The 22,953-nt window shown below is 36.5% G+C and carries 23 protein-coding genes and 1 riboswitch; of the genes, 2 read left to right on the top strand and 21 right to left on the bottom strand.

The genetic code is table 11. The features are described from left to right. Nucleotides 1–100 precede the first annotated feature (100 nt). Nucleotides 101–1,057: an ABC transporter substrate-binding protein gene (locus JZO71_RS07135; RefSeq protein ID WP_206898840.1), complete on the top strand. Its 957-nt coding sequence runs from the start codon at nt 101–103 to the stop codon at nt 1,055–1,057. 71 nt (nt 1,058–1,128) lie between these two features. Here the strand turns inward: JZO71_RS07135 and JZO71_RS07130 are convergent, their stop codons facing one another. The 9 genes from JZO71_RS07130 to JZO71_RS07090 all read right to left on the bottom strand — a co-directional run bounded on the left by JZO71_RS07130 (nt 1,129) and on the right by JZO71_RS07090 (nt 9,973). Then, complete coding sequence (locus tag JZO71_RS07130) at nt 1,129–1,623, bottom strand: dihydrofolate reductase (protein ID WP_206898839.1); 495 nt, start codon at nt 1,621–1,623, stop codon at nt 1,129–1,131. An 86-nt stretch (nt 1,624–1,709) separates the two neighbouring features. Then, entirely contained in the window at nt 1,710–3,899 is a 2,190-nt protein-coding gene (locus JZO71_RS07125) for a lectin-like domain-containing protein (protein WP_206898838.1), read from the bottom strand. Continuing rightward, nucleotides 3,896–4,642, bottom strand: coding sequence for an MSCRAMM family protein (locus JZO71_RS07120; protein WP_206898837.1), 747 nt, complete (start codon nt 4,640–4,642; stop codon nt 3,896–3,898). The genes JZO71_RS07125 and JZO71_RS07120 overlap by 4 nt, the downstream gene beginning before the upstream one ends. Then, the gene (locus tag JZO71_RS07115; RefSeq protein ID WP_206898836.1) at nt 4,642–4,986 is read right to left on the bottom strand and encodes a hypothetical protein; all 345 of its coding nucleotides are present in this window, start codon (nt 4,984–4,986) and stop codon (nt 4,642–4,644) included. The genes JZO71_RS07120 and JZO71_RS07115 overlap by 1 nt, the downstream gene beginning before the upstream one ends. Beyond that, nucleotides 4,976–6,445: a helix-turn-helix domain-containing protein gene (locus JZO71_RS07110; RefSeq protein ID WP_206898835.1), complete on the bottom strand. Its 1,470-nt coding sequence runs from the start codon at nt 6,443–6,445 to the stop codon at nt 4,976–4,978. The genes JZO71_RS07115 and JZO71_RS07110 overlap by 11 nt, the downstream gene beginning before the upstream one ends. A gap of 119 nt (nt 6,446–6,564) precedes the next feature. After that, a complete protein-coding gene (locus JZO71_RS07105) occupies nt 6,565–7,446 on the bottom strand; it encodes a polysaccharide deacetylase family protein (protein ID WP_206898834.1) in 882 nt (293 codons plus the stop codon). Continuing rightward, nucleotides 7,443–7,724: a hypothetical protein gene (locus JZO71_RS07100; protein WP_206898833.1), complete on the bottom strand. Its 282-nt coding sequence runs from the start codon at nt 7,722–7,724 to the stop codon at nt 7,443–7,445. Before JZO71_RS07100 ends, JZO71_RS07105 begins: the two co-directional genes overlap by 4 nt. 1 nt (nt 7,725) lies before the next feature. Then, nucleotides 7,726–8,937: a glycosyltransferase family 2 protein gene (locus tag JZO71_RS07095; RefSeq protein WP_206898832.1), complete on the bottom strand. Its 1,212-nt coding sequence runs from the start codon at nt 8,935–8,937 to the stop codon at nt 7,726–7,728. Continuing rightward, complete coding sequence (locus JZO71_RS07090; RefSeq protein WP_206898831.1) at nt 8,915–9,973, bottom strand: acyltransferase; 1,059 nt, start codon at nt 9,971–9,973, stop codon at nt 8,915–8,917. The genes JZO71_RS07095 and JZO71_RS07090 overlap by 23 nt, the downstream gene beginning before the upstream one ends. Nucleotides 9,974–10,325: 352 nt before the next feature. Between JZO71_RS07090 and apf the strand changes: the two genes are divergently transcribed. Beyond that, nucleotides 10,326–10,937 (top strand): aggregation-promoting factor, encoded by a 612-nt coding sequence (gene apf, locus JZO71_RS07085; protein WP_206898830.1) that lies wholly within the window; start codon nt 10,326–10,328, stop codon nt 10,935–10,937. 69 nt (nt 10,938–11,006) lie between these two features. Here the strand turns inward: apf and JZO71_RS07080 are convergent, their stop codons facing one another. The 12 genes from JZO71_RS07080 to JZO71_RS07025 all read right to left on the bottom strand — a co-directional run bounded on the left by JZO71_RS07080 (nt 11,007) and on the right by JZO71_RS07025 (nt 22,816). Beyond that, a complete protein-coding gene (locus JZO71_RS07080; protein WP_206898829.1) occupies nt 11,007–11,999 on the bottom strand; it encodes a hypothetical protein in 993 nt (330 codons plus the stop codon). After that, the gene (locus tag JZO71_RS07075; protein ID WP_206898828.1) at nt 11,996–12,517 is read right to left on the bottom strand and encodes an AcpB/EbpR/MafR family transcriptional regulator; all 522 of its coding nucleotides are present in this window, start codon (nt 12,515–12,517) and stop codon (nt 11,996–11,998) included. Before JZO71_RS07075 ends, JZO71_RS07080 begins: the two co-directional genes overlap by 4 nt. A 749-nt stretch (nt 12,518–13,266) precedes the next feature. Beyond that, on the bottom strand, nt 13,267–13,701 hold the full coding sequence (locus tag JZO71_RS07070; protein WP_206898827.1) for a hypothetical protein: 435 nt from the start codon (nt 13,699–13,701) through the stop codon (nt 13,267–13,269). Nucleotides 13,702–13,965: 264 nt separating this feature from the next. Next, complete coding sequence (locus JZO71_RS07065) at nt 13,966–14,691, bottom strand: TatD family hydrolase (RefSeq protein WP_206898826.1); 726 nt, start codon at nt 14,689–14,691, stop codon at nt 13,966–13,968. Then, entirely contained in the window at nt 14,681–15,418 is a 738-nt protein-coding gene (locus JZO71_RS07060; protein ID WP_206898825.1) for an ATP-binding cassette domain-containing protein, read from the bottom strand. The genes JZO71_RS07065 and JZO71_RS07060 overlap by 11 nt, the downstream gene beginning before the upstream one ends. A gap of 11 nt (nt 15,419–15,429) precedes the next feature. After that, nucleotides 15,430–16,425, bottom strand: a complete 996-nt coding sequence (locus tag JZO71_RS07055) for an ABC transporter substrate-binding protein (RefSeq protein ID WP_206898824.1) — start codon at nt 16,423–16,425, stop codon at nt 15,430–15,432. A gap of 13 nt (nt 16,426–16,438) precedes the next feature. Continuing rightward, on the bottom strand, nt 16,439–17,185 hold the full coding sequence (locus JZO71_RS07050; RefSeq protein WP_206898823.1) for an ABC transporter permease: 747 nt from the start codon (nt 17,183–17,185) through the stop codon (nt 16,439–16,441). A gap of 84 nt (nt 17,186–17,269) precedes the next feature. Continuing rightward, a riboswitch (TPP riboswitch) is annotated at nt 17,270–17,374 on the bottom strand. A 67-nt stretch (nt 17,375–17,441) separates the two neighbouring features. After that, nucleotides 17,442–18,764: a dihydrolipoyl dehydrogenase family protein gene (locus JZO71_RS07045; protein ID WP_206898863.1), complete on the bottom strand. Its 1,323-nt coding sequence runs from the start codon at nt 18,762–18,764 to the stop codon at nt 17,442–17,444. After that, a complete protein-coding gene (locus tag JZO71_RS07040; protein WP_206898822.1) occupies nt 18,764–19,717 on the bottom strand; it encodes an ABC transporter ATP-binding protein in 954 nt (317 codons plus the stop codon). Before JZO71_RS07040 ends, JZO71_RS07045 begins: the two co-directional genes overlap by 1 nt. Beyond that, nucleotides 19,714–21,255 (bottom strand): ABC transporter permease/substrate-binding protein, encoded by a 1,542-nt coding sequence (locus tag JZO71_RS07035; protein WP_206898821.1) that lies wholly within the window; start codon nt 21,253–21,255, stop codon nt 19,714–19,716. Before JZO71_RS07035 ends, JZO71_RS07040 begins: the two co-directional genes overlap by 4 nt. A 748-nt stretch (nt 21,256–22,003) precedes the next feature. After that, nucleotides 22,004–22,381, bottom strand: coding sequence for an LPXTG cell wall anchor domain-containing protein (locus tag JZO71_RS07030; protein WP_206898820.1), 378 nt, complete (start codon nt 22,379–22,381; stop codon nt 22,004–22,006). Nucleotides 22,382–22,528: 147 nt separating this feature from the next. After that, complete coding sequence (locus tag JZO71_RS07025; protein ID WP_206898819.1) at nt 22,529–22,816, bottom strand: hypothetical protein; 288 nt, start codon at nt 22,814–22,816, stop codon at nt 22,529–22,531. Nucleotides 22,817–22,953: the final 137 nt, after the last annotated feature.

The raw sequence follows: 22,953 nt of genomic DNA, 5'->3' as shown, positions 1-22,953 counted from the left end.
AGTTTTCTTTTGCTTTCACTAAAAAATTGGTTGACAGTGCTTTAATTATCAGGAATAATAGCATCTGAGAATGATTCTCAATTATTCTAGGAGGAAGAAAATGAAACGAAAAGCAAAGTTTTTCACAATCTCAACAACTCTATTATTAATGGGTTTATTAGGAGCCTGCTCCACAGAAAATAAAACGACAGACACAACAAATTCAACAACTGCAGCAAAAAGCAATGGCACGCACACTGTGACAGATACTTTGGGCAATAAAGTAACCATTCCCAATCAACCAAAACGGATTATTGGAAGCTACTTAGAAGACTATTTGATTGCACTAGATGAAAAACCTATTGCACAATGGACGGTTGGCAGCGGATCAATCCAAGATTATTTGCAAGATGACCTGAAAGATATCCCAACGATTTCTTATGACTTACCTTATGAAAAAGTTTTAAATTTTGAACCTGACTTACTTCTAATCTCTTCTTCGGCAACTGTTGAAGGCGGAAAATATGACCAATACCGTAAAATTGCTCCTACTTATGTCGTTACAAATGGTAGCGATGTAACTTGGGAAGATCAGTTAAAAGATGTGGGTAAAGCTTTAGCAAAAGAAGATCAAGCAAAAGAAATCATCAATGAATACCAAGATTCTGCCAAAAAAATCAAAGAAGAATTAGCCGATAAAATCACTGGCAAAACAGCAGCTGTGCTATGGGTAACCAATAATTCTGCGTTTATGGTGAGTGAAAATCGCTCAAGTGGTCGCATTGTCTATGGCGATTTAGGTTTTGGTGTTCCTAGCTTAGTTAAAGAAATTTCCAAAGATGCTACTTCTGATTGGTCTGCCGTTTCTTCAGAAAAATTAGCTGAGTTAGATGCTGATTATTTGATTTTGGTCAACAGTGACCAAGGTGCTGCCATGTTTGAGGAACCTGCATGGAAAAATCTGAAAGCAGTCAAAGAAAATCACTTGCTCGAATTTGGCCCAGAATCTAGTTGGTTGTACAATGGACCAATTGCCAGCCAAGACATGTTGAACGATCTTGCTGAAAAGTTAAACTAAAAAACTTCTGAAACATTAAAGAGCTAGGACAATTGAAGTCCTAGCTCTTTTGAATTATTGGTAAACTTCACTTAGTCTTTTCGTACCCATTTTTGGAAACGATGTGGGTACCGATTTTCTTCATCTAAAATCCCCACGTGTTCTTCTGCCAACGTGAAATCAGAAAAGTCGATTTCACCAATATACGTGTCGCCTTCAAATTCTTCGTCAATCAATGTTCGCCAAATGATCCCTGTTTCTGGTAATAATTCTTGAAAAATTCGACTGCCACCAGAAACATAAATATCTTCTGTTACTTGCTTACTGTAGGCTAACACTTCTTCAATTGAATGCATGACTTCCGCGTTTTCAGCAACTTCAAGGTCTGGTCGTGTTGTTAAAACAATAATATGACGATAAGGAAGACTTAATTTTCCCATCCCTTCATATGTTTTTCGTCCCATCACTAAAATTCGATCCATTGTATGTTCCCGAAAAAAGCGCATATCATTTGGTAGTTTCCACGGTAATAACCCATCCTTTCCAATCAAACCGTTCCGATCTTGTGCCCACATTGAGATAAACAAATTATCCGCTCCTTTAGCTAACTTTCTCATTCTAACAAGAAGCATACACAATTTTTGATAAAAAAACTACTCTCACTCTTTGACTTTCACCATTGATCTGGGGTTGTAACAATCTTCATTTGGATTTCTTGTGCAACTAAATAATGATAGCTTCCGTCCTTCTTATCAAAAAGAAATCGTACCATTCCATTTTTTTGATCGAAATGCCCCATGCTTTCGATGGATTCTCCCTGATAACTACCACTAATGTCGGTTGCTACTAATTGATCTAGCACATTTTGAAAAATAACTAGAGGTGCTTCGAGAATATCTGTTCCAAATTTAATCTTGGTGTTCCATTCAATTGTAGCGCCATTCAGGCTTTGTTTAGCTGATTTCACTACAGCGTTTTGCGTCAGTTGTGTTGGAATCAATTTTTGGTTGAGTAAGGTGATTGTCTCGACTAAGTGTTGACTTGATAATTCAAAATGTATCGTTTCGGTTGCTCGTACAAAACCAAATTTTGCTTTTGTTTGACGTAGTTCATACGTTCCAAACGGAAGATTCATCAGTGTTATTGGTCCATTTAAAGCAGATGCTAGTTGTTGGACTTGACCTGTTTGCATATTGAGTAATTCAAATGAACCTTCTTGAATTGGTTGACCATTTGTTTCTTTCAGTTGGATAGTCAGCTGCGTTACTTGTTTCGGCGGCAACTGGATAATTGTCTGATTACTTTGGGGAAGTAACTCTTCGTGTATAGTTGATGAACTTGATTCGATCACTATTGTTTGATTGTCTTTCTCTGCTAAGATTTCACTTGCTGACGTTGAACTTATTAATCTGGTTGATTCCGTTGTTGACGAACTAATTGTTGATGAGCTTGGTGTTGCTGATTCCGATGACTTTGTTTCTTTGGAACTTTCATCACCAGATGTTTTAGCTGTCTCTGCTTCTTTTGCATTTTGTACTGGCACTTCCAGCAACTGGCTTCCTTGAATCCAAATAGTTGTTTCCTTATCGATAATCTGATAACCCGTCGGAGCTTTATCTTGGATTAAGGTATACGTTCCAATTGGTAGTTTGGTAACTTCAAATACGCCTTGGTCATTTGTTAAAAGATTCTTTTCCAGAATTTTTCCAGAATCATCGATTAGATGAAAGCGACCACCAGATAACTTCTGATTCACATCTGCTTGGCTGGTCAATGTTACCTTCAATTTGCCTAAAATGGGTTGATTTTTTACTTCAAGTTGTTGGGTTAATTGATCTTCCGTTATGGAAAAGGTCTGGATGGCTGCTTTTTCATATCCTGCTGGTGTCGTTATTTGATTCAACTGATAAGTGCCAATAGGAAGCTGTGCTACACTTGCTTTTCCATTCTGATCTGTCGTGATTGTCTGGATCAATTTCCCTGTTGCAACAGCACGAATCTCGAATTGCCCACCAGTAAGTGGTTGTTTCGTTTCTTGGTCTGTTAACTGTAGATTGAACTGCCCTGTTATAGTTTCTGGTTTGGTTACGAAAGAATGCAGTTTCACTTGCTGATGGTTGACATTCACACCAGTTGAACCACTGATTGCGATTGCATAATTTTCCTGTAAAGGCAGTATTTGTCGCCACGTCATCCACCCTTGATTTGAATGAAAGCGAATCGTTAGTTCCTTGCTTGTCGCCTCGTAATCAGCAATAAATGAATGAAATTGCCCATCCACATCGGTTGGTGCTTCTTGGTTGTTCGCTAAATATTGTACGGAATCTTGAATCATAACTGTCGTAGGGTCAGAGACTAAAAAGGCACCGAAAGGTTGATTTCTTCCTGAGATCCGCTCTATATTTTCAGGTGGCTCCTCGTACTCTTCACTGCGATTCCAAAACGTATCTAACTTAAATGCTTGAACACCTGCCAAGCCTAACACACCAATACCATTTCCAGGTTTTCCGATGGCGGATGGTAAATCCGTATGAAGCGCAAGTGCCACCCCATCTCCTCCACCTTCTACATCTGTTTTATCACCTAAGTTTACTTCTGCTTCTAAATGAAAAGATGTTGTGACTGGTAACTTTTTGTTCAACGAAACATTTCCAGCTTGCAATCGCCTATTGGGTGTTAACGAAATAATCTCAGTTACTGGATCATAAGAAGCTGCGCCTTGTAACGAAAAATACTCTTGTAAGTTTTCTGATCCAAGGGTCAAGGGCTCCTCATATAGATTTTCACCAGCGAAAGCCTTGCAACTAAGAAAAGCGAAAAAAACAACACCACTGAAGAAAATAAGTTTTTTTATTTCTCTCATTTTGTTTCACCCCCTATCGTGAATTCCAATTTTCTTGCATCTGTTTGGTATTCTTTTGGTGCTTTTGTTTCTATAAAATAATACTCACCTTTTGCTAAGTTACCGACAGCTAGTTGACCATATTGATTGGTTTTGATCTTTTTTTGCAACACTTTTCCATCTTGATAAAGTGTAAATGTCACACCAGCAAGCGGCTCATTCTCATCAGTGATTTTTGTTAGTAGGATTGTATTTTTTTGTCGCTGATTGGTAAAAATCCGCTGAATGGCTGTTTGATTTTCGATAACTAATTCGACTGTTTCTTCCGAAAGTTCGTAGCCAAGAGGTGCTTCCACTTGTTGGATCACATATTGTCCTTTTGGTAATTTAGCTAGCGAAACTTGACCTGTTTCATCAGCAGTTAATCTCTGTGTTTCGCCATCTCCAGTTTTGACTTCATAAACAGCTCCTGGAATTGCCTTTCCTGAAGACTGGTCAACAGTTAAAAGTTCTTTAGAATGGGTTCCTTTTTTTAAGGACTTGCGGTACATCGTGACAAATGCTTGATTAGAAAGAACTTTTTGACCATCGCCCAAATCAAGTTGTGCTTGATTTCCATACACTTGTTTTTCTACTAAAGATTGCGTGCTTGTTTGTTGAGTGGATTTTTGTGTGGTGCTTGTAGCAGTTACCAATAAAAACGGGCTAAACAAACTTATAATACCCACAAACAAAGAAGCTCCTCGATAAATACTGCGTTTCATTATTCTTGCCTCATTCCATAAACCAAACTCCCGCTAAATCGAGCCATGCGCTGGCCAATCAAAGTCTGACTTGCTCCGCCGCCAGAAGGCACCTGTGGATTCTTTTCCATAGCCGAAATCCGATTTTCCAGCATCGTTAATTCATTTCGTTTTATCCGACGATGATTTTTAAAAACCAATGTCTCACCGTTATTTTCCACTTGGATATCATGAAGCAGACTTTCTTTTGACAATTCAATTTTCTTTTCACGGATTGGTTGATCAACGAGACCACTCAAAATAACACTTTGATAGAGACAAGTTGTTGCTAACATACCACTAACGATTAAGGATTTAACTTTCATTTTCATTCCTCACTTTAATCACCATTTCACCAAATAACAACCAATCATGATCGCTTGGCGGATTTTTCCAGATAATCTGCGGACAGTTCAACTTATCGACCAACAAATCGCTGACATATAATTGTGTTTGGTTATTGACCTTTTTTTGAATCTCAATATTCAAATTTTGAAAAGCTAAAATGTTTTCCGCAATGAATTTTGTATATGCCGATCCTCTCGAAAAGTCCACGCACACGTAAACTTTATCAGATAAATACTTTTGTGGGATAACTGAAATAATGGCAAAAATATAATCATAATAAAGACTGTCGTTCGTCAGTAATCCTTGATCATAAATCTTACTGTTTTTTGCTAATTCAACAAATTTCTTAGCCACTTGATGAAATTGCGGATATAATTCAGCAAAAAAAAGCTCTTGATCCTCTGAAATAAATGTCAATCGGGAATGATTGGCAAACGCCAACTTGAAATTTGTTAGTTCCAAAACTTGTTGTAGCTCTACAATTTTTTCTGTTTTTCTTTCCGTTGATAAAACAAGTTTCAACGTTTGAAATAAATAATCGACCTGTGAAGTAGTCAACTCAGTTAGATTTTGGTTCCACCTGATTGTCTTTTGTTGCGTCGTCAGTGAAAGACATTCCTCACTTAATAAAAAAACCAAGAGCCATAATTGCTCATTTTCTTGTTTTTCTTCTGGGATCACAGCGACCTTTTGCAATTTATTTTGAACAAACACAAGCTGTTGCCGAATTTCTTTTGCGTAGACGTCTTCAAATTCAATTTCGACGCTATTCACATAACTTCGTTTTGATAAGCGCAAAAGCGTGATGCTCAAAAACAATTCTAATTTGGCAATCCGAGTCATGATCATTTCTAAATTCAAGGTATGAATGATTACCTCTAACACTTCATGTGTCTTTTGACGTAAGGAAGACTCAAATGGCGACTCTAACCCATTGAAAAAATAATAGTAAATATCAAAAATTTCTCGCCGAACTTTTGCTTCGTCTCCCACTAATGTCCCCTCATTGATTTGAATGCCAGCAGGTGCCAAGATATCTTCCAGTTCGCTTTTAATCAGATACGCTTTGGAGCGACTCAAAAAGTATTTTTGTGAAAACTTTTCTGGTGTGGATCCAAACTGAACCATTTCGTTAAAGAGCAAAAACAAATCAGATTGTTTCAAATAATAAAGTTGTAACTGCCGAATCACTTCATTGGAAAGGTTGGGAATATCAATTTCACCTTTCGATAATCGCACAACTTTTGCAGAAGTTGCAGCAACTAATGCCTGTTCAAGTTCAGCAATATACTTATTTACTTTAAACTTTGAGATTCCTAATAACTCAACTAATAATTCAACTGAAGTGAATTGCCCCTTACGCATGTCAAATATTCGTAAGATATCGAGCTGATACCGAGCTGAATCGCTGAGTAAATCTAATTTGTTAATCGTCATAACACCCTCCTAAATTTTCCTGCATCCTAATATAACACTTTTTAGTTAACCCCTTCCTCTTTTTTGTTTGTACGAGAAATTCACTAAGAAGTATCAACTTCATTTTTTTTATAACCTTTTTAGTTTGAATCGTTATCTAGCCAGTGTAGTAATGTTGGCCAGTTTTCTTTTGTAACGATCAGCCTTGGCATATCAGTCGTTTGTGTTTCATTTGTCACAACTCCTGTTTCTAAACTAAAGATACCTTTGATCCGGTCTTGACTCATGTAGTCTGTTAGTCGTTTGTTTTTTGCTCCATACGGATAAGCAAAGTAATCTGCTTGATATCCAAGTTCCTGTTTAAAGACTTCTTGACTTTTTTTATAATCAGCAACCATTGTCTTTTGCGATAAGTTGGTCGATAATACAGGTTTGCCTTTTTCCTGATAATGTAAATCGTTGGTATGCACACCAAATGTGACTAAAGGCGAAGCCGCTAATTCTTTGATCTGTGACCAACTCGCCATCTGTGAACCAGAAAGATTATTTCCAGTCTCACCCGTAATTACAAATGCTGTAAAGGGAAACTTTTCTTTCTCTAAAACTGGAAAAGCATTGTTCGGTAGTGTAACATCGATGTCATCAAATGTGATCACTACATTTCGCCCAGTCAACTCTTTCTTCGCATGCTTTTCGATCAATTCATCCATTGTTAAAACAGTTACGTTTCTTTCCTTCAAGTCTTGCATTTGTTGGGTAAAATCACTCAGTGGTACATTGAATTGATGAAGTTGGGTATTTTTTGACATTTTTGAAACAGCGTCCACCACAAAATTATCTGTTAGTACACGATGATAGCATAAAACGATCACCCCATCTTCATCTGATAAAGGAGCATAAGAAAAACCTATGCTCACTTCACTTTCAACTAATTGTTTTGTCTGGCTAAAAAGTAAAAAGCTAACAACACCAATCAGACAAAAACTCATTAAACTGGTAAGTAATCGATTGACATGTTTCATTTCGTACCTCCTGTTGCTTTTAGTGCGACGATTCCAATTAAAATCGGTACGATAAAAATCGCTAATAAGGCAAAAATAAGATGTAAAATATCTGTTATTTGAGTCAACGGAAAATCAACTAATAAAAAAATCGCACCAATAGCATCAGAATAATAACCCAGCAACGAACAAAACATCAAAAATAATAACGCTAAAAACAACCACCATGCAATCAATAAATACATGCCCGAAAGCAAGTTACGGACGAACATCTTTTTTCGAATAATCAAATGATCCATTTTATACACCTCGATCTGGACTTTCCCATTTTCCTTTACTTGTTCTACCTGTGACTACAGCAAATTCTGAAGAAATTGCACTAATCAGATTGGTTAACCAATAAAATATCAAATAGACTGGAACGGTTAGTTTATCTTGCAATTTGAGCTGACTATCATTCTGATCGCCATTGACACCAATCCAAAATAATAAGATAGACAATAAAATAAACAACACGACAACACCACCCGCAACATGTAATTCCTGTCGAAAATAAGTTGCAACAACATAATTGAATGTGCTAAAAACAAAGGTCCAACCCCAAAGATGGCTTAAAATCATTTCGCTAAGTAACAATTTATAGTTTAGATCTCCAAACCGCATGACCCATGAAAAATTTCCAAGAAGCACTTCTAAACCACCAATTGACCAGCGTTTCCTTTGTTTCAATAAACTAAAATAACGTTCTGGGACTAAAATATAAGAAAGTGCGCGGCAGTTATAGGTCACGCGCCAACCTGCGCGATGCAGTTTCCAAGTGACATCAATATCTTCCGTCATAACCTCGGGATTAAATCCACCAACTTCTTTTAAACTTGATACGCGATACATCACGATGACGCCTGAGACTGTCATGATCGCACCTAACATAAATGTTTGCGTGCGCTTGATTCCGTCTATGATTCCAACATATTCCAATGTCTGTAATTTTCCTAACAAGGTTGAGCGGTTTCGCACGACCGGCTTTCCTGTTACCGCCCCAATCATCGAACTACTTTCTAACTCCGCAGTTAAGATTTCAACTGAATTGGGTGCCAACAAAGCATCTGCATCTAATACCAACAAATACTTTCCACCAACTATTTCCAAAGCAGTATTTAGCGCAGTCGCCTTACCACCATTTTTTTGTTGAACAAGAATTCTTAATTCTTTTTCTTTAGAAAATCCTTGTTTGATTTGTTCAAGAAGCATTAATGTATTGTCTGTACTTTTATCGTCAACCACAATAATTTCCAAATTAGGATACGTGAGTTGTTCTAAAGCAGACATTGCTTCTTGAATCGTTTCTTCTTCATTGTAGGCAGATAAAACGATCGAAACTTTTGGATAACTTTTTAATGATTCTTGCTTGGTGTACTTGATTCTCGAAAAGTATGCGCCAACCGACCATAAAATGGACATCAGGATTGGATAACCAATCGTGTAATAATCAATGAATTTTAGAAGAAACATGCTGGTCTTTCCTTTCTACTGATTGTTCACTCCGTAATTTTCGCCGTAGCCATTCGCTTATTCGTTCAAATGGATAACTGAAAAGAACAGCTGCACTAAAGCTAGTTAAGATAATTGCAAAACCATAGATCAAGCGTTGTTCCATTGTTGGTAACCATATTCTTGCAAGCGGGTAAACGATTTGATCTGTGACATCCGACATCAAGTAGATTCCAAGTGTCCATTGACTCAGCTTTCTAATAGGCAATTGAAATCCTTTGGGTACTGTTATGCGCAAACAACACACAAAAATCAAAAAACTAATAATCAGTGGTTCAAAACCATTGTATTGATTGCCAGCAAAATCTTGATAAGTTGTTTGATAATCAAGTATCACGTCTAAGACAAAGAATGTGAAAATAGCGATGAGTAAAAGCAACCAAGTTTTCTTAAATTTTTTAAATTGTTCTTGATACTCAAATAAATAGGCACCAATGAAATAATAGCCGATTGGATAAGCTTCAATCCAAAAATCTGGAACCACTTTTCCAAATGAGTTCAACAAAGATGGTCCAAAAAATAAAAAAAGCGATACCCCAACAACATATCGATGGAAAAACTGATTCTGATTTGCTTGCCAAATCAAATTTAGTAAAGGAATCATCAAGTACAACCCTATGTACATCTCCACATACCAAGAATAAGTATTGGTTGAATAATCCAAAATACCAAAAAGTGCATCAACCAAACTCACGCCTTCACCCATCACAACCATTCTCAACCAGCCGATTAAAGAAATACTGACATATAAAAATAAAACAGGAAACAGATTGAGTAAGTAGGAAACAGAAAGCTTCTTGCGATTCATCAAAAAACCTGTACATAATAAAAACAATGGCACAGCAGTTATCGTTACTTGCCTCGTCATCATCCAAAAAAAGGTAAGTTTTGTTTGGATCATTTGATCGTAAAAACCACTATTTAATAAGAAATGAACAGCCACCACAAAAAAAGCAGCCATCGTTTTGATCAAGTCAATCGAATAATTTCTTTTCATAAGCACCTCCAAAAATAATTACAAAATGAATTATAACGAGTTTTGCGTTTTGTTTTACCATCAAAACGAAATTGAAATCCATACTTTTTATTTCTATAAAAAAAATTTTGGATAATCTTCTTTTCTTACAATCAAACAGTCCAAAAAACAAGAAATAGTTTAAGCAATCCATTGATTTAGCAGCCTTTCCAATCGTTCATTTTACGTACGTTACTAAAAAGATTACAAAAGAACGAGTTTTGTCATAAATTGTCATCAACCTTTTACCTATGAAATATTTTTCCATGTTAAAGTAGTCCAAGTTGATCACAACAACAAAATTCGAACAACTCAAAAGGAGAAACTATTTTATATGAAATCACTTAAAACTGTATTACTAGGAACAACTTTGGCTGCCGGCGCTGCATTATTTATGGGAACAACAACACACGCAGACGAAGCGTACACTGTTCAATCAGGCGATTCATTATCAACTATTTCACAAAAATATGTTGGCGATAACTCCTTGATTAACCAAATTGCTCAATCAAATTCAATTTCAGATATCAATCTGATTTTTGCAGGTCAAACTTTAACGATCCCAACTGCTGAGCAAGCAGCAACAACTTATGTTGCCCCTCAAACAGAAGCAGTTCAAGCTGAACCTGTTCAACAAGAAACAACACAAGAAGTGGCTCAAGCACCTGTTCAAGAAACAGTTCAAGCAACTCCAGCAGTAGAAACAACTGAAGCAGTTGCTACTACTTCTAACTCTGCGAAAGAATGGATTGCACAAAAAGAATCAAGCGGTTCTTATTCAGCAACAAACGGTCGCTACATCGGACGTTACCAATTAGATTCATCTTACTTAAACGGTGACTACTCAGCTGCCAATCAAGAACGTGTGGCAGACGCTTATGTGTCTTCACGTTATGGTTCTTGGGAAGCTGCTCAATCATTCTGGTTAGCAAACGGTTGGTACTAAGATAAAATCAAAACAAAAAACGGGCAACCCATTGGGTTCCCCGTTTTTTTATTTTGGCAAATAATTTTCTTATTCTTTTAATAAACCAATACTATTTAAGTGACTTTTTGCAAAGATTTCTTTGGACTCTTCTCTTTTTAAATAGACAAAATCTAGTAATTTTGAAATCGTATCATCATTTAAGTAATTCGAAATACCAATTGTTGGAATTGGATACGTGTTATTTGTATATGTATCTGTCAATAAGCAGTCATACTTGGAAAAATTTTCGCGATCAAGTTTCACATATGGATCGATAATATCGATTTTGATTTTATGCCGGAAATAAAATTCAATTTCTTCTTTGACCATTTTCATATGCTCATAGGTTGTATCCAACATCAAGGCGGCTGTCACTGTGATTGTTGATTGACGCACACCCAACCGTAAACTTGCCCATGAAGTCATCAATTCAAAAATTGCTTGATGAACCATTTCATCTACTTTTCTTTGATTGAAAATGTCTACTTCTGAAAAGATTCGTTGGAATTTTTGATGCAAAAATTGAGCTAAATCTGGACTATCTGCTAAGATTCCCTCAAAAAATTCTTTTTTCTTATCGTGTAGAATATAAGTTGGTCCACAAATTTGAAATGTCGTCCAATAAATGTCACGAACGATTTTATCTCGGTAATCACACTCAACATGATAGACCTTAGACAATTCATCAATGATTTCTTCAATTTTATTTTTGATTTTTAGTGGACTTAGTTCTTCATATCCTTGTTTGACCCGAGAGGGATAAAATGGATAAAAATATTCTTGGAAGAGTTGCTGTAGTACATGGCTCGTCAGTTCCAGACCAAAGACTGTTTTAAACTCCTCGCACAAACTAGCTTCCACCATCAAAAACGAAAACTCATTAACTAATTCTTCTGTTTGAATCTCATGTTTTCTCTTCATACGCTCAATACTGATGAGTAATTGAAACTTCAAACGACTAAGAGAAAAATGTTGCTTAGAATAGGCAAAAACAATGGCAATATTTTCCTTCAAAAAATTTTCGATCAAGCGATCAATCAACTGAACTTGCTCATAAGGAAATTTTTTTCTGGTGAGCTGTACTTTTCTAAAAAGAAACAGGAGAAGAACGTACGAATTTTTTGTTCATCTCCGTTGATTTGTAACGCATTATCGATTCTCAACTCGTACTTTTCTAAAGATTGATTGATTCTTGCTAGCCAACGCGTGATCTGTGATTCGGAAGTATATAATTGTTCACTCAAATCGATTTTTTTTAAATTGTCTGCGAAAAAGATTTGTTCAAGCATGGCATATTCTGAACTTTCATTTAAAATTGCTGCATATATGTAAGACTTTGGAATAGTTACATCTTTTTTTAAAAATATCCCCAGTTTAAATGAGGTCTCAATGCTTAAAGGATAAATATACTTATTGATAATTGGAATATCCGTTCGAATCGTTTTTTCAGAATTACCGGTTCGTTCCGCTAGCTCCTCGCTGGTCATCCACTCGGAGTCCCACAATGTTTCAAGAATTGCTAATTGTCGACTTAAACGACTATCTAGACAAGCTCTCATTCTTACACCCCACTCTATAAATAATATGTAACATCATTCAACCATGTAAACTATAGCTCCATTTTTCCATTTCAAACATTTCGATCAATAAAAAATCAATTGAAATGAAGTGGCATTTGACAAAAAATAAACTGTCTCTCCCTTACAAATCAAGACTTTGTGATTTCCTCAAAAGCAGCATCAGCAAAAAAATAACAACCAATCATCCCACCAGTTCTTAGCTCCTGTAGAATTATAATTGCTATAAAGCGTTTTAGAAAATCAATTTTTACCGACAGCCAGGCTATTAGAATGACCAAAATTATTTTTTTCACCGCATAACAAATACCCAAAGATGTTCTTTCTTGTTTTCGGTGAATTTGTTATTCATTCTTATTTGCCAACCAAAAAAGCTCTTAGTACAAAGCAACAATGATCAATTTTCAAATTCCTTAGTAATTTTTCCAACTTCCTAGCATAATTTTAAAGTTAGCTCCCATGGGTAATTTTTCGGAATATTTGGAAAAGTTCCTTCGGTAAAATTATAAAAAGATTAAAATAATTGCCTTTCTATGTGATTATTATAACAAAACGAAGTGAATAATCAAATATTTTTATTTATAAATGTTATAAAAACAAAAAAATTGAGTAATAAGTTTCCTTATTACTCAATCAAACTTTACTATAATGTCTTTTGTCCATCAATCAATTTTTTATTTTATCTTTTCTCTGTTGATAAGGATGGTATAAAAAAGTATAAGCAATGAAATCTACCAATTAGCTGCCATCTTTTTTAATTTTTTTCGCATTCTCGTATCATTTAACTTCGTAATTAAGTCCTTTTGCATTCTGGTTCCTTGTAGATAGGTACTCGTTGTATTCGAACAAGCCTCTTGATACATCTGGCCTAATAATTCATATTGGTATTTATTCTCGTAAGTTGAATAGTCCGGCAATATCTCATGGAATTTAGTCATTGAAATTTTGTTACTCATGCTTTTGGTGATGTCATACTGAACATTGCACGCATAAAGTTCAAAAACAGATAGGGTTTCTTTAAGAGAATATTGTGTGAGCAAATGATTCATTGATTGATTTTCTTCCCCTACAACATATAGTTCTTCCATTGCTAAGTGAATTAAAAATAATAACTCCTTTTGTTCTTGAGATAACTGGTTGATATTTTTTTTAAATGAATTTTGCATTGTACTTCCCCCTTACTCATGAATAGTTTTTCTTTTTATGAACGAATGTCTCAGTCACCCTCCATTTACTAAACATGTCATCAAAAAAAGGCCGTGACAAAAACTTGTCACAGCCTTTTAGTGTAGAATCCATTTCTTACAGTGAATCAAACTTGAGCACTGAAATTCCACGAGACAAGCTTTTCTTCATTTTAACAGAAGTAAAAACTGATAACCTCGTTATTGTCCAACATGACCACTAACATTTGCTGTCTCACTCAGATCTTAAATTTTGCCATTAAGAAATGTTTGAAGATTCTTCGCCATTTTCTCTGCTAAGATCGGTGACTTGATCGTTCTTAATTCAGCTAAAGATTGCAAATGATTTGTTACTATCAATACGTAATCCTCTACCTTTACTTTTTGCCCCAATGCCCATTCGATAGCCGCCAACCCATCTGTTTCGATCAGCAACCGATCAAGTGGTACTTTTTTAGCCAGTTCTTTGACTGCATGATTTCGCATCAAATCAATCCCAATGGTAAAATAGCAACCAAGTTCAATATAAGCTTCTTGAAGTGCCATACTTGAGTACCAGTGAATCAAATAACGATTGGGATATTTTTTGATCAAGGATAAAATTTCTGCTTCGCAGCCTTTTGTATGCAAAACAACTGGTTTTTGGTGCTCCATTGCATAAGCCAGTTGCTGTTCAAAAATAGTAAGTTGTCGCGACATTGGCACTTGCGTCCACACGTTATCTAATCCAATTTCACCAATTATGTTGGCTTTTTCTAAATAAGGTAAGACTTCTTCAAATTGGTAGCGATCTGCTTTCCAAGGGTGAACACCAAAACTTAACATTTGAAGACGCCCCTCTTTAGTCAATCGTCGATTTTCTTCCCATTCTTCCGGCGACTCACAATTTAGAATCGTCAAAATCTGATATTTTTGTTGCTGTTGTGCTAATTCTGCACTTCCTGCCAAATGACAATGCCCATCAATCAACATGTGCTTCACCCGCCAACAATTGATAGATATTTTGTTTCAGCGTTGCTTGTTCACCAAGCCAACTTCTTATTCGTTTTTTTTCTGGTAATTTGATATCAGCAATGATTCGTGCTGGTCGAGCAGACAGCACTAAAATTCGATTGGATAAATAGATCGCTTCTTCGATATCGTGGGTCACTAGTAAAGTGGTCCTCGTTTTTTGTCTTGGTAACTGAAGTAGCCAGTCTTGCATCTGACTTCGAGTCATCGCATCCAACGCACCAAACGGCTCATCTAACAATAAGTAGTCAGCTGGATTCATCATGGTTCGCAATAATGCAACCCGTTGCTTCATACCACCGGAAAGCTGTTCTGGTAAAAAACTACTATATTTTTTCAATCCAAATAATTCTAGTTCTGCCATTACTTTTTCTTGGTTAATTTTTTGATGGTTGATTTTTTGATACAATGTGACATTTTGAAAAACACTAGCCCATGGTAATAATAAATCTTCTTGGGGCATGTAACTAAACGCTGTATTTAATCCCGTAATTGGTTCACCATCAACAAAAATATCTCCTGACGTTGGCACCATTACACCCGTTAAAACTTTCAATAAGGTCGATTTGCCTGCACCACTTGGAGCAATAATTGATACAAACGAATTCTTTTCAACAATAAGATTCATTTCTTTTAAAATCTCTAAGTTATCAATCGTTACAGTTAACTGATTGATTTCAATTGCCACATCTCTTCCTCCTATTGAATAAATTGATTTGTGAATAATTCTTTTGAATCCACTTTTTCTTTGATTAGTCCACTCTCTTGCATAAAATCAGTATAGTTGTCCCACACGTTTTCTTGCATCAACCCCCATTTTTCTGGTTCATCGGTATAATTTTCTGAAACAAATGCTTGTGATTCTTCTAAGAAACTTAATTGATTGTCTGGTGCGTACTTATGCAAAATTTTTGCACTTGCTTGTGGCTGTTTAATTGCTTCTTGATACCCTTTTTTCGTTGCATCCATAAATTTTTGAACTATTTTTGGTTCTTGTTCAACCATTTTATCACTCGTAATAATAACCGGAGTATAATAATCTAAACGTTCATCTAGTTCTCTCAGCGGAAGATAATTCAAGTCAATTTGTGCTTCTTTAGCCTTAATCATATCCCAGCCTTCAAAATACCACTGTAAGTCGACACCTTTTCCTAAAGCTTCTGGTCCTTCTCCAGTGCTTCCAACTATTGTTAACTTAGAAAAGTCTGCGTTATCATGCTCCATAACTGCTTTCAATACCGCTTCTTCACTGGGACTTTGCCACCCAGCATAGGTTTTTCCCTCAAAATCTTTTGGTTTCGTTATCCCGCTATCTTTTGCTGCAACGAATCCAGAAGTATTGTGCTTCATAATTGTCGCAATCGCCTTAACTGGAATAGCTTGTCCATCAGCGTGGGCGTAGGTGATGTCTTCTTGGTAACTCACACCAAACTGTGCTTTGTCTGCACCCACTAGACCGATACTTGTCGAGTCATCTCCTGGCTCAATAATATTCACATTCAAGCCAGCATCTTTATAATAACCTTGTTCTTTTGCGACATAGATACCTGTATGATTCGTATTTGGTACATAGTCTAACACGAGAGTGACATCCGTTAATTCTTTTGTGGAATCCGTATCACTTATTTCTTGCTTATTTGCTCCACACGCGGTAAATAGTAACAGAGTTGGTACTAACCATAACAATTTTTTCATTTTCTTCCTCTTCCTATTTTCTAGTATATAACCAATAATAATAACTTTTCTTCACTAATACACTTAAGCCATTCAACAACAAACTAAGAACGACCACACAAAGGATTGCTGCGAAAACCTTGTCGATTTGATAACTGTTTTTTACACGAATCATATAATAGCCTAATCCTGACTGTGCGCTTAGCCATTCCCCAACGATTGCACCACTTACACAATAGGTTGCCGCAACTTTTAGCCCAGAAAAGAAACCCGCAAGTCCTTCAGGAATTTTGAAGATTCGATAAATCTGTCCTGTACTTGCGCCCATTGTTCGCAAAAAAATAATTTGTTCCCTTGATGCTTTGCTCAATGAATCTGAAAAAGAAACGACCATCGGAAAGTAACTCATCAAGATAACTAAAACCACTTTAGGCATTAGGCCAAAACCAAACCACAACGTGAGTAATGGTCCCAATACCATGATTGGCAAAGTTTGTGACACCACCAAGATAGGATAAATTGCGGTCTTTAATAAGTCATAATAGTCCATCAGTAATGCTGTGAAAAACGCAATGATTCCTGCAATCACTACTCCTAACAAGGCCTCACTCAAAGTCGTGAGTGAATGAAAAAACAGCGTTTGCTTATCAGCAAGCAATGCTTGAAAAACGGCAATTGGACTAGGCAAGATAAAAGTTGGTGTCTGCAAAAGTTGAACACTGACTTGCCAAACCAGTAGCAGAACACCCACACTGATTGCTGGATATAAATGTTTCTTCAATAGTTCACCTCCTAAATGAATCAAATTTAACACTGGAACAAAAAAACGCTTGTTTACGGACACAACATAGGTCTCACTTAAACAAGCGTTTGCTATGTTTCTCCCTTCACCAGTATTAACTGACAGGTTCGATGGGTCTAAGTTCACAACTTACTCTCATGCCGTTTACGACATCCCCAGAAACAAGTATTCATTTTTTTCAGTGTAGCATAACAAAATTAGTGCAACAAGCAATTCTTCTTGATTTATCCCTTTACTATTTCAGTAAATAAGGTAAATCACTAGCCAATGTTGGATAACCAAAGATCCATTGATCCACGGTTTCTTTTGTCAACTGTTGGTTGATAGCTATCGCAAGAAAATCAATCAGTTCATCTGCTTGTTCACTTAGAACGCTGGCACCAATCAAAAAGTTTTCTTTATTAAAAAATAACTTTGCTTTAGCTAACGGTTCATTTACTCGATGATAAGTAAACCAATCAGTCATTTCCTGGGTAACTGTTACTGTTTGCTTGTCATCTTCGACTTTCGTTACTCCAACAGTTGCAATCTTTGGACTACCATAAACAATGGTTGGAATGACAGGATACTTAATGGCTTCTTGCTGTTCTTTTATCACTTTTCTAGCGACATATTCTCCTTCAAATGTCGCCACAGGCGTTAATTTTGGTAACCGTTTTTCAATAATGTCTCCACACGCAAAGATTTGGGGATTTGTTGTTTGAAGAAATTCGTTGACCACGATCCCTTTTTTCGTAAAATCAACCTTGGCACGCTCCAAATGTAAAGATTCAACATTTGGTTGGCGACCAGTTGCGCAAAAAATCGCGTCAGCTTCAAACGTTTCTTTCTCAGCAATCAACTGTAATTTCCCATTTTGACGCGTGATTTTTTTGGTGTCCACATCAAAAACAAACTGAATCCCTGCTTTTCTCATTTGAATAATGGCCTCTTGAACCAACTCTTCATCGAATTCTTTTAAAGGTCGCTGGTTGTGATGCACGATGGTCACTTCACTCCCAGCCGCGTGAGCGATTGTCGCTAATTCAAAGGAAATATAGCCTCCACCAATAAAAATCAGTTGTTTTGGTAAATCGGAAAGTGCTAGGAAATCGGTACTCGTTTGTAAATATTCCTTTCCTTCTAACGGTAAGATTGTTGGACGTTGTCCAGTTGCCAGTACAAAATGTTTTCCGCGAAATGTTTTTCCCATTACTTCAATCGTTTCTTCGTCAAGAAAACTTGCTGTCCCGGTCAGATGATCAATTCCTGCTTGGCTTAATTCTTTTTGACGGTTTGCAGAGACAGGATCAGTGAATGTTCGTTTAAAAGACTGAAGTTCTTGCCAATTCAATGGTGGTACTTCAGAGAACCCTTTACCAAGTAGTTGTTTGACCCGGTTACGTGCTTCCACACCACTAATCAAGATTTTTTTAGGATCACATCCCCGGTTAGGACAAGTCCCTCCCCATAAGTTTTCTTCAATCACTAATACTTGTTGCTGCTTTGCTTTCAACTCATAAGCGGCACTTAATCCAGCCACCCCTGAACCAATCACAATTGTGTCATACTCTTTCATCATTTATTCGACTCCTTTCGACTTAAAAATGCAAAGACATCTTGACCAGACAACTCTCCAATAACGTTTCCTTGATTGATGATTTGAACGACTGGTGCTTGGGCTAATTTTGCATAAACCTGAGTTAATGGAGCTGTAATCTCAATCATAGGAACGTTTTTATCTGTTATTTCTTTGGCATAGAAACCTAAAGCTATCAGTTCTTCCACTAAAATTTCTTTTTGATTAGTTTCTTCAAAAAAGCTTTGAACGAATGCGTTATTTGGTTGCTTCAATAGTTTCTCGGGTGTATCACATTGAATCAACTGACCATCTTTCATGACACCTATTCGATTCCCTAGTTTGACTGCTTCTTCCATATTGTGGGTAACGAAAACGACAGTCGTCCCTAATTCTTGATGTAAAGAAAGGACTAATTCTTGCAAGGAAGCACGTGAAAGAGGATCAAGTGCACTAAACGGTTCGTCCATTAAAATGATTTCTGGATTAGCAGCAATTGCACGTAGAATACCGATTCGTTGTTGCTCCCCGCCAGATAATTCCCGTGGAAAACGATCCCGATAATCCGCTGGCGAAAGCCCTACTTTTTCCAACAATCGATCCACTTGCTGTTCCCGTCTTGACTTGTCCCAACCTAACATCTCTGGTATCACTTCAATATTTTGCTTAACAGTCATAGTTGGAAACAAAGCAATTTGTTGTAAAACATACCCCATTTTCCACCGCAATTTTTGTAGATTGTAGCTGGTTAGGTTCTCACCTTTAAAATAAATCTCCCCACTCGTTGGCTTGATCAATCCATTGATCATCTTCAGCGTACTTGTTTTTCCACTACCAGACGGTCCGACTAACACAAAGATTTCACCTGAATGAACAACAAAGTTTAGTTGATCGATCACAACTTTTTCAGCAAACTTTTTTTGGACTTGATGAAACTCGATGATTTCTGTCATTTTTCAGCCTCCTTGATCAACCCAATCGTTACTAAAAACTCGTGGGCAACTTGTGCTGGTTCTCGTTTTTCAACATTTACTTGGTAATTCATCTCAATCATTTCTTCTTCAGTAATTTTCCCACCAAGTTCATTCAAGGCACTCACGATTTCTGGATGATTATTAGCAAAATTTTCTTTCATCAGAGGCGCACCTTGGTAAGGTGGAAATAGTTGTAAATCGTCTTTTAAAGCCACTAATCCATATTCTTTTAACTCACTATCTGTCGAGTAAGCATCAATTATATTGACGTCCCCATTCTTGATTGCTTGATAACGAAGACTTGGTTCCATGCTTTGGACACTTGGAAACACTAGATGATAAACCGATTGGATTCCACGATAACCATCGTTACGATCAATAAATTCCAAGGTGAAACCTGCTTTGAGTTGATTGTTCACTTTGATCAAATCAGAAATCGTTTCTAACTGATGCTCTTTAGCAAAGGACTCTTTCACTGCTAGTGCATAAGTATTTTGATACGCCATTGGTTGTAGGAAAGTCATTGCTTCTTGTTGCTGGAGCAATTCTTTTGCTTGTTGATACGTATCTTTTTCGGATAACTTCGTTGCTTTCATTGCTTCTGGAACTTTGACTAAGCTCTCTAAAACTGTTCCAGTAAACTCTGGATAAATATCGATTTGCTCATTCTGCAAGGCACTAAACAAAAAACTCGTCTTGCCAAAATTTGGTTTGATTTCAATAGCAAGATCTGGATTTTTTTCCTCAATCAGTTCTTTATACATCTCAATCAAAATTTCTGGTTCTGAGCCTAGTTTACCCGCGATTACTACGGGCTCTTCTTTCACAAAAAATGTTTGGTATGCGGATACTCCTCCAAGGATGCCAATCGTCAAGGCTAACACAATCAATGTATATAGCGGTCGAACACGTTGTAACAAACGAATCAAACTACTAAAAATAATAGCTAGTAATGCCGAACTAATGGCACCAATCAGTGTTAACGCAGGTGTATTGCGATCGATTCCCAACAAGATAAATGTTCCTAAACCGCCCGCACCAATCAACGCTGCTAAGGTAGCTGTCCCAATAATCAAAACCAACGCTGTACGAATCCCCGAAATAATTACTGGCAATGCAATTGGTAATTCGACTTTGATCAAACGTCGCATCCGTGACATCCCGAAAGCTACAGCTGCTTCTTCAATTGATGGGTCGATTTCAGTTAAACCAATATACGTATTTTGAAAAATGGGGAGTAACGCATATACAACCAAAGCAATCAATGCTGGCACTGTACCAATTCCAACAAACGGAATTAATAATCCTAATAAAGCTAATGATGGAATCGTCTGCAATACACTAGTGATTTGTAATAAAACTTCTGCTAACTTTCTATGACTCACCGACCAAATAGCTAGAGGAATTGCAATCAAAACCGCAAGGAGTAATGCAAAGAAAGAAATCGATAGGTGTTGGAATGTGGCAGTTAGCAATTCTGCTTTTCGTTCATCGAGAATTTGAATAAACTGATTCATTAGTCTCCTCTTTCTTAATTAATTTTGTCATCTCTTAAGTATAAACCTCTCAAATACTTTCCCCAAGTATGTTGCCTTGTTACACCAAAAAGACCAGAAAATCATGATGATTTTCTGGTCTTTTTGTTTTATCTAAAAAAACAACAAAATGATGGGGAATTTTAGGAGCTCTTCTGTCTTAGCAGTTCAGCCCAACAAATCAATAAGAAGAAAAACAGCCAATAAAGTGGAAATCTCGTGGGGGAGATAATTTTCTTTACTGGCTTGTTCCCTTGTAATTATAGGTGAATAGACGAAATTTTTGTGAGAATTGTAAAAAAAAGCTGTTTTCTGCGCATAACTGTTAAAAAATAAGACGTTTTTCCATTTTTGACAAAAAAGATGTTGTTTATTTTCTCTTTCTTGCCGTGACTTTTTTCACAAGTATAATTGTTGGCATTATTACTAAGTCATTGCTACCATAGGTTCAACGGACGTCCGTTAGCAATAAAAGAAACTAGGATGAGAGAAGAATCTTTGGGGGACCCTTTTCTTAGCCTAGTTTCTTTTTCTTTTTTTGTTTCTTTTTACCTTGTTGATGGTCGTTCCCATATTTTTCTTACAGGAACACATTACTTGGCTTTACAACCAGAGGAGATCCCTTCACAACCATCAGGTAAACTATCTATAAAAAAAACAACTCATTTTCACTATGTGCTCCCATGTTCTTTGGTCGTTTCAAGCAAAGAACATCAAGATAAACGTTTTGCTACGTTTTATGTACGAATCTCTTTTTCTTAAGGATGCTTCTTATATAGTGAGCAAAAGATTGACCACTACTTTGGATTCTATTCTTGACACTATTCTTATCCCCAAGAAAGTTCATTTCATCTCGTCCAAGCAGGTAACCAACGAATGAAATACAGACCAGACATATTCCCAACCACACCAATGCTTCTGATTGAACCTCCGCTGTTTTTGGCAATTGTTCTGGTATGCTGATTGTTGTTTCCCCGAATGTTGGTCTATAAAGTACCCCATGGACGGTAAGTGACGTTTCGTTCCCCTGTGTGGCAAATGCTACTGGACTTATCAAGAAAATAGCTAACAGAAATGTCGTGCCGATCATTAGCTTTTTCTGTCTCATTTCATCCCCCCTTCGTTGTGTGACATAATTGCTTTCCCCGAGTTAAATAATAACAAAACTCGCCACTTTAAATCTATTCAGATTTTACCGTTCCATCGGAAAATATCAATTTTAAAAAAAACTAATGCTTCACGCGATTTTTTTTATTTAAATCATTAATTCTGTTCCTGTTTCTTTAATACCATATAACGGCATTATTTCTGCATCCAATTGATAGTAAATATTTTTTTCACGATTCATCATTAGTTCAACTAAGATTTCTTTCATTGTTAATCTGTTCTTTCGTTGATTGAAATGTAAGACCAACTCGTTTTTTGGTGTGACCTCAATTTTCGTGACTGGCTGTTTCTGATTGTTAATCAGCAAGAAAATCCCTTGATATTCTTTGTTTTGTGGCGGATTAGTCAAAATAGTTAGTAAGTCAGCAGCTCGCATGATTTTCTCCTTTATTTTTGTTTGCCTAATAAAAAGTTTTCACATAGAAAAAAATTTCTTTTTTCCTCTTGAAGAATTGATTCTATTTGTATAATATAGGGGTTGCTGAAAATTTTCAAACAGAAAAGGGGTTAGAG

This window comes from Candidatus Enterococcus courvalinii, from assembly GCF_017315945.1.
Taxonomy (GTDB): domain Bacteria; phylum Bacillota; class Bacilli; order Lactobacillales; family Enterococcaceae; genus Enterococcus_B; species Enterococcus_B courvalinii.
Note: the sequence above shows the minus strand (reverse complement) of the source record. Positions and strands in the feature narration are given on the sequence as shown.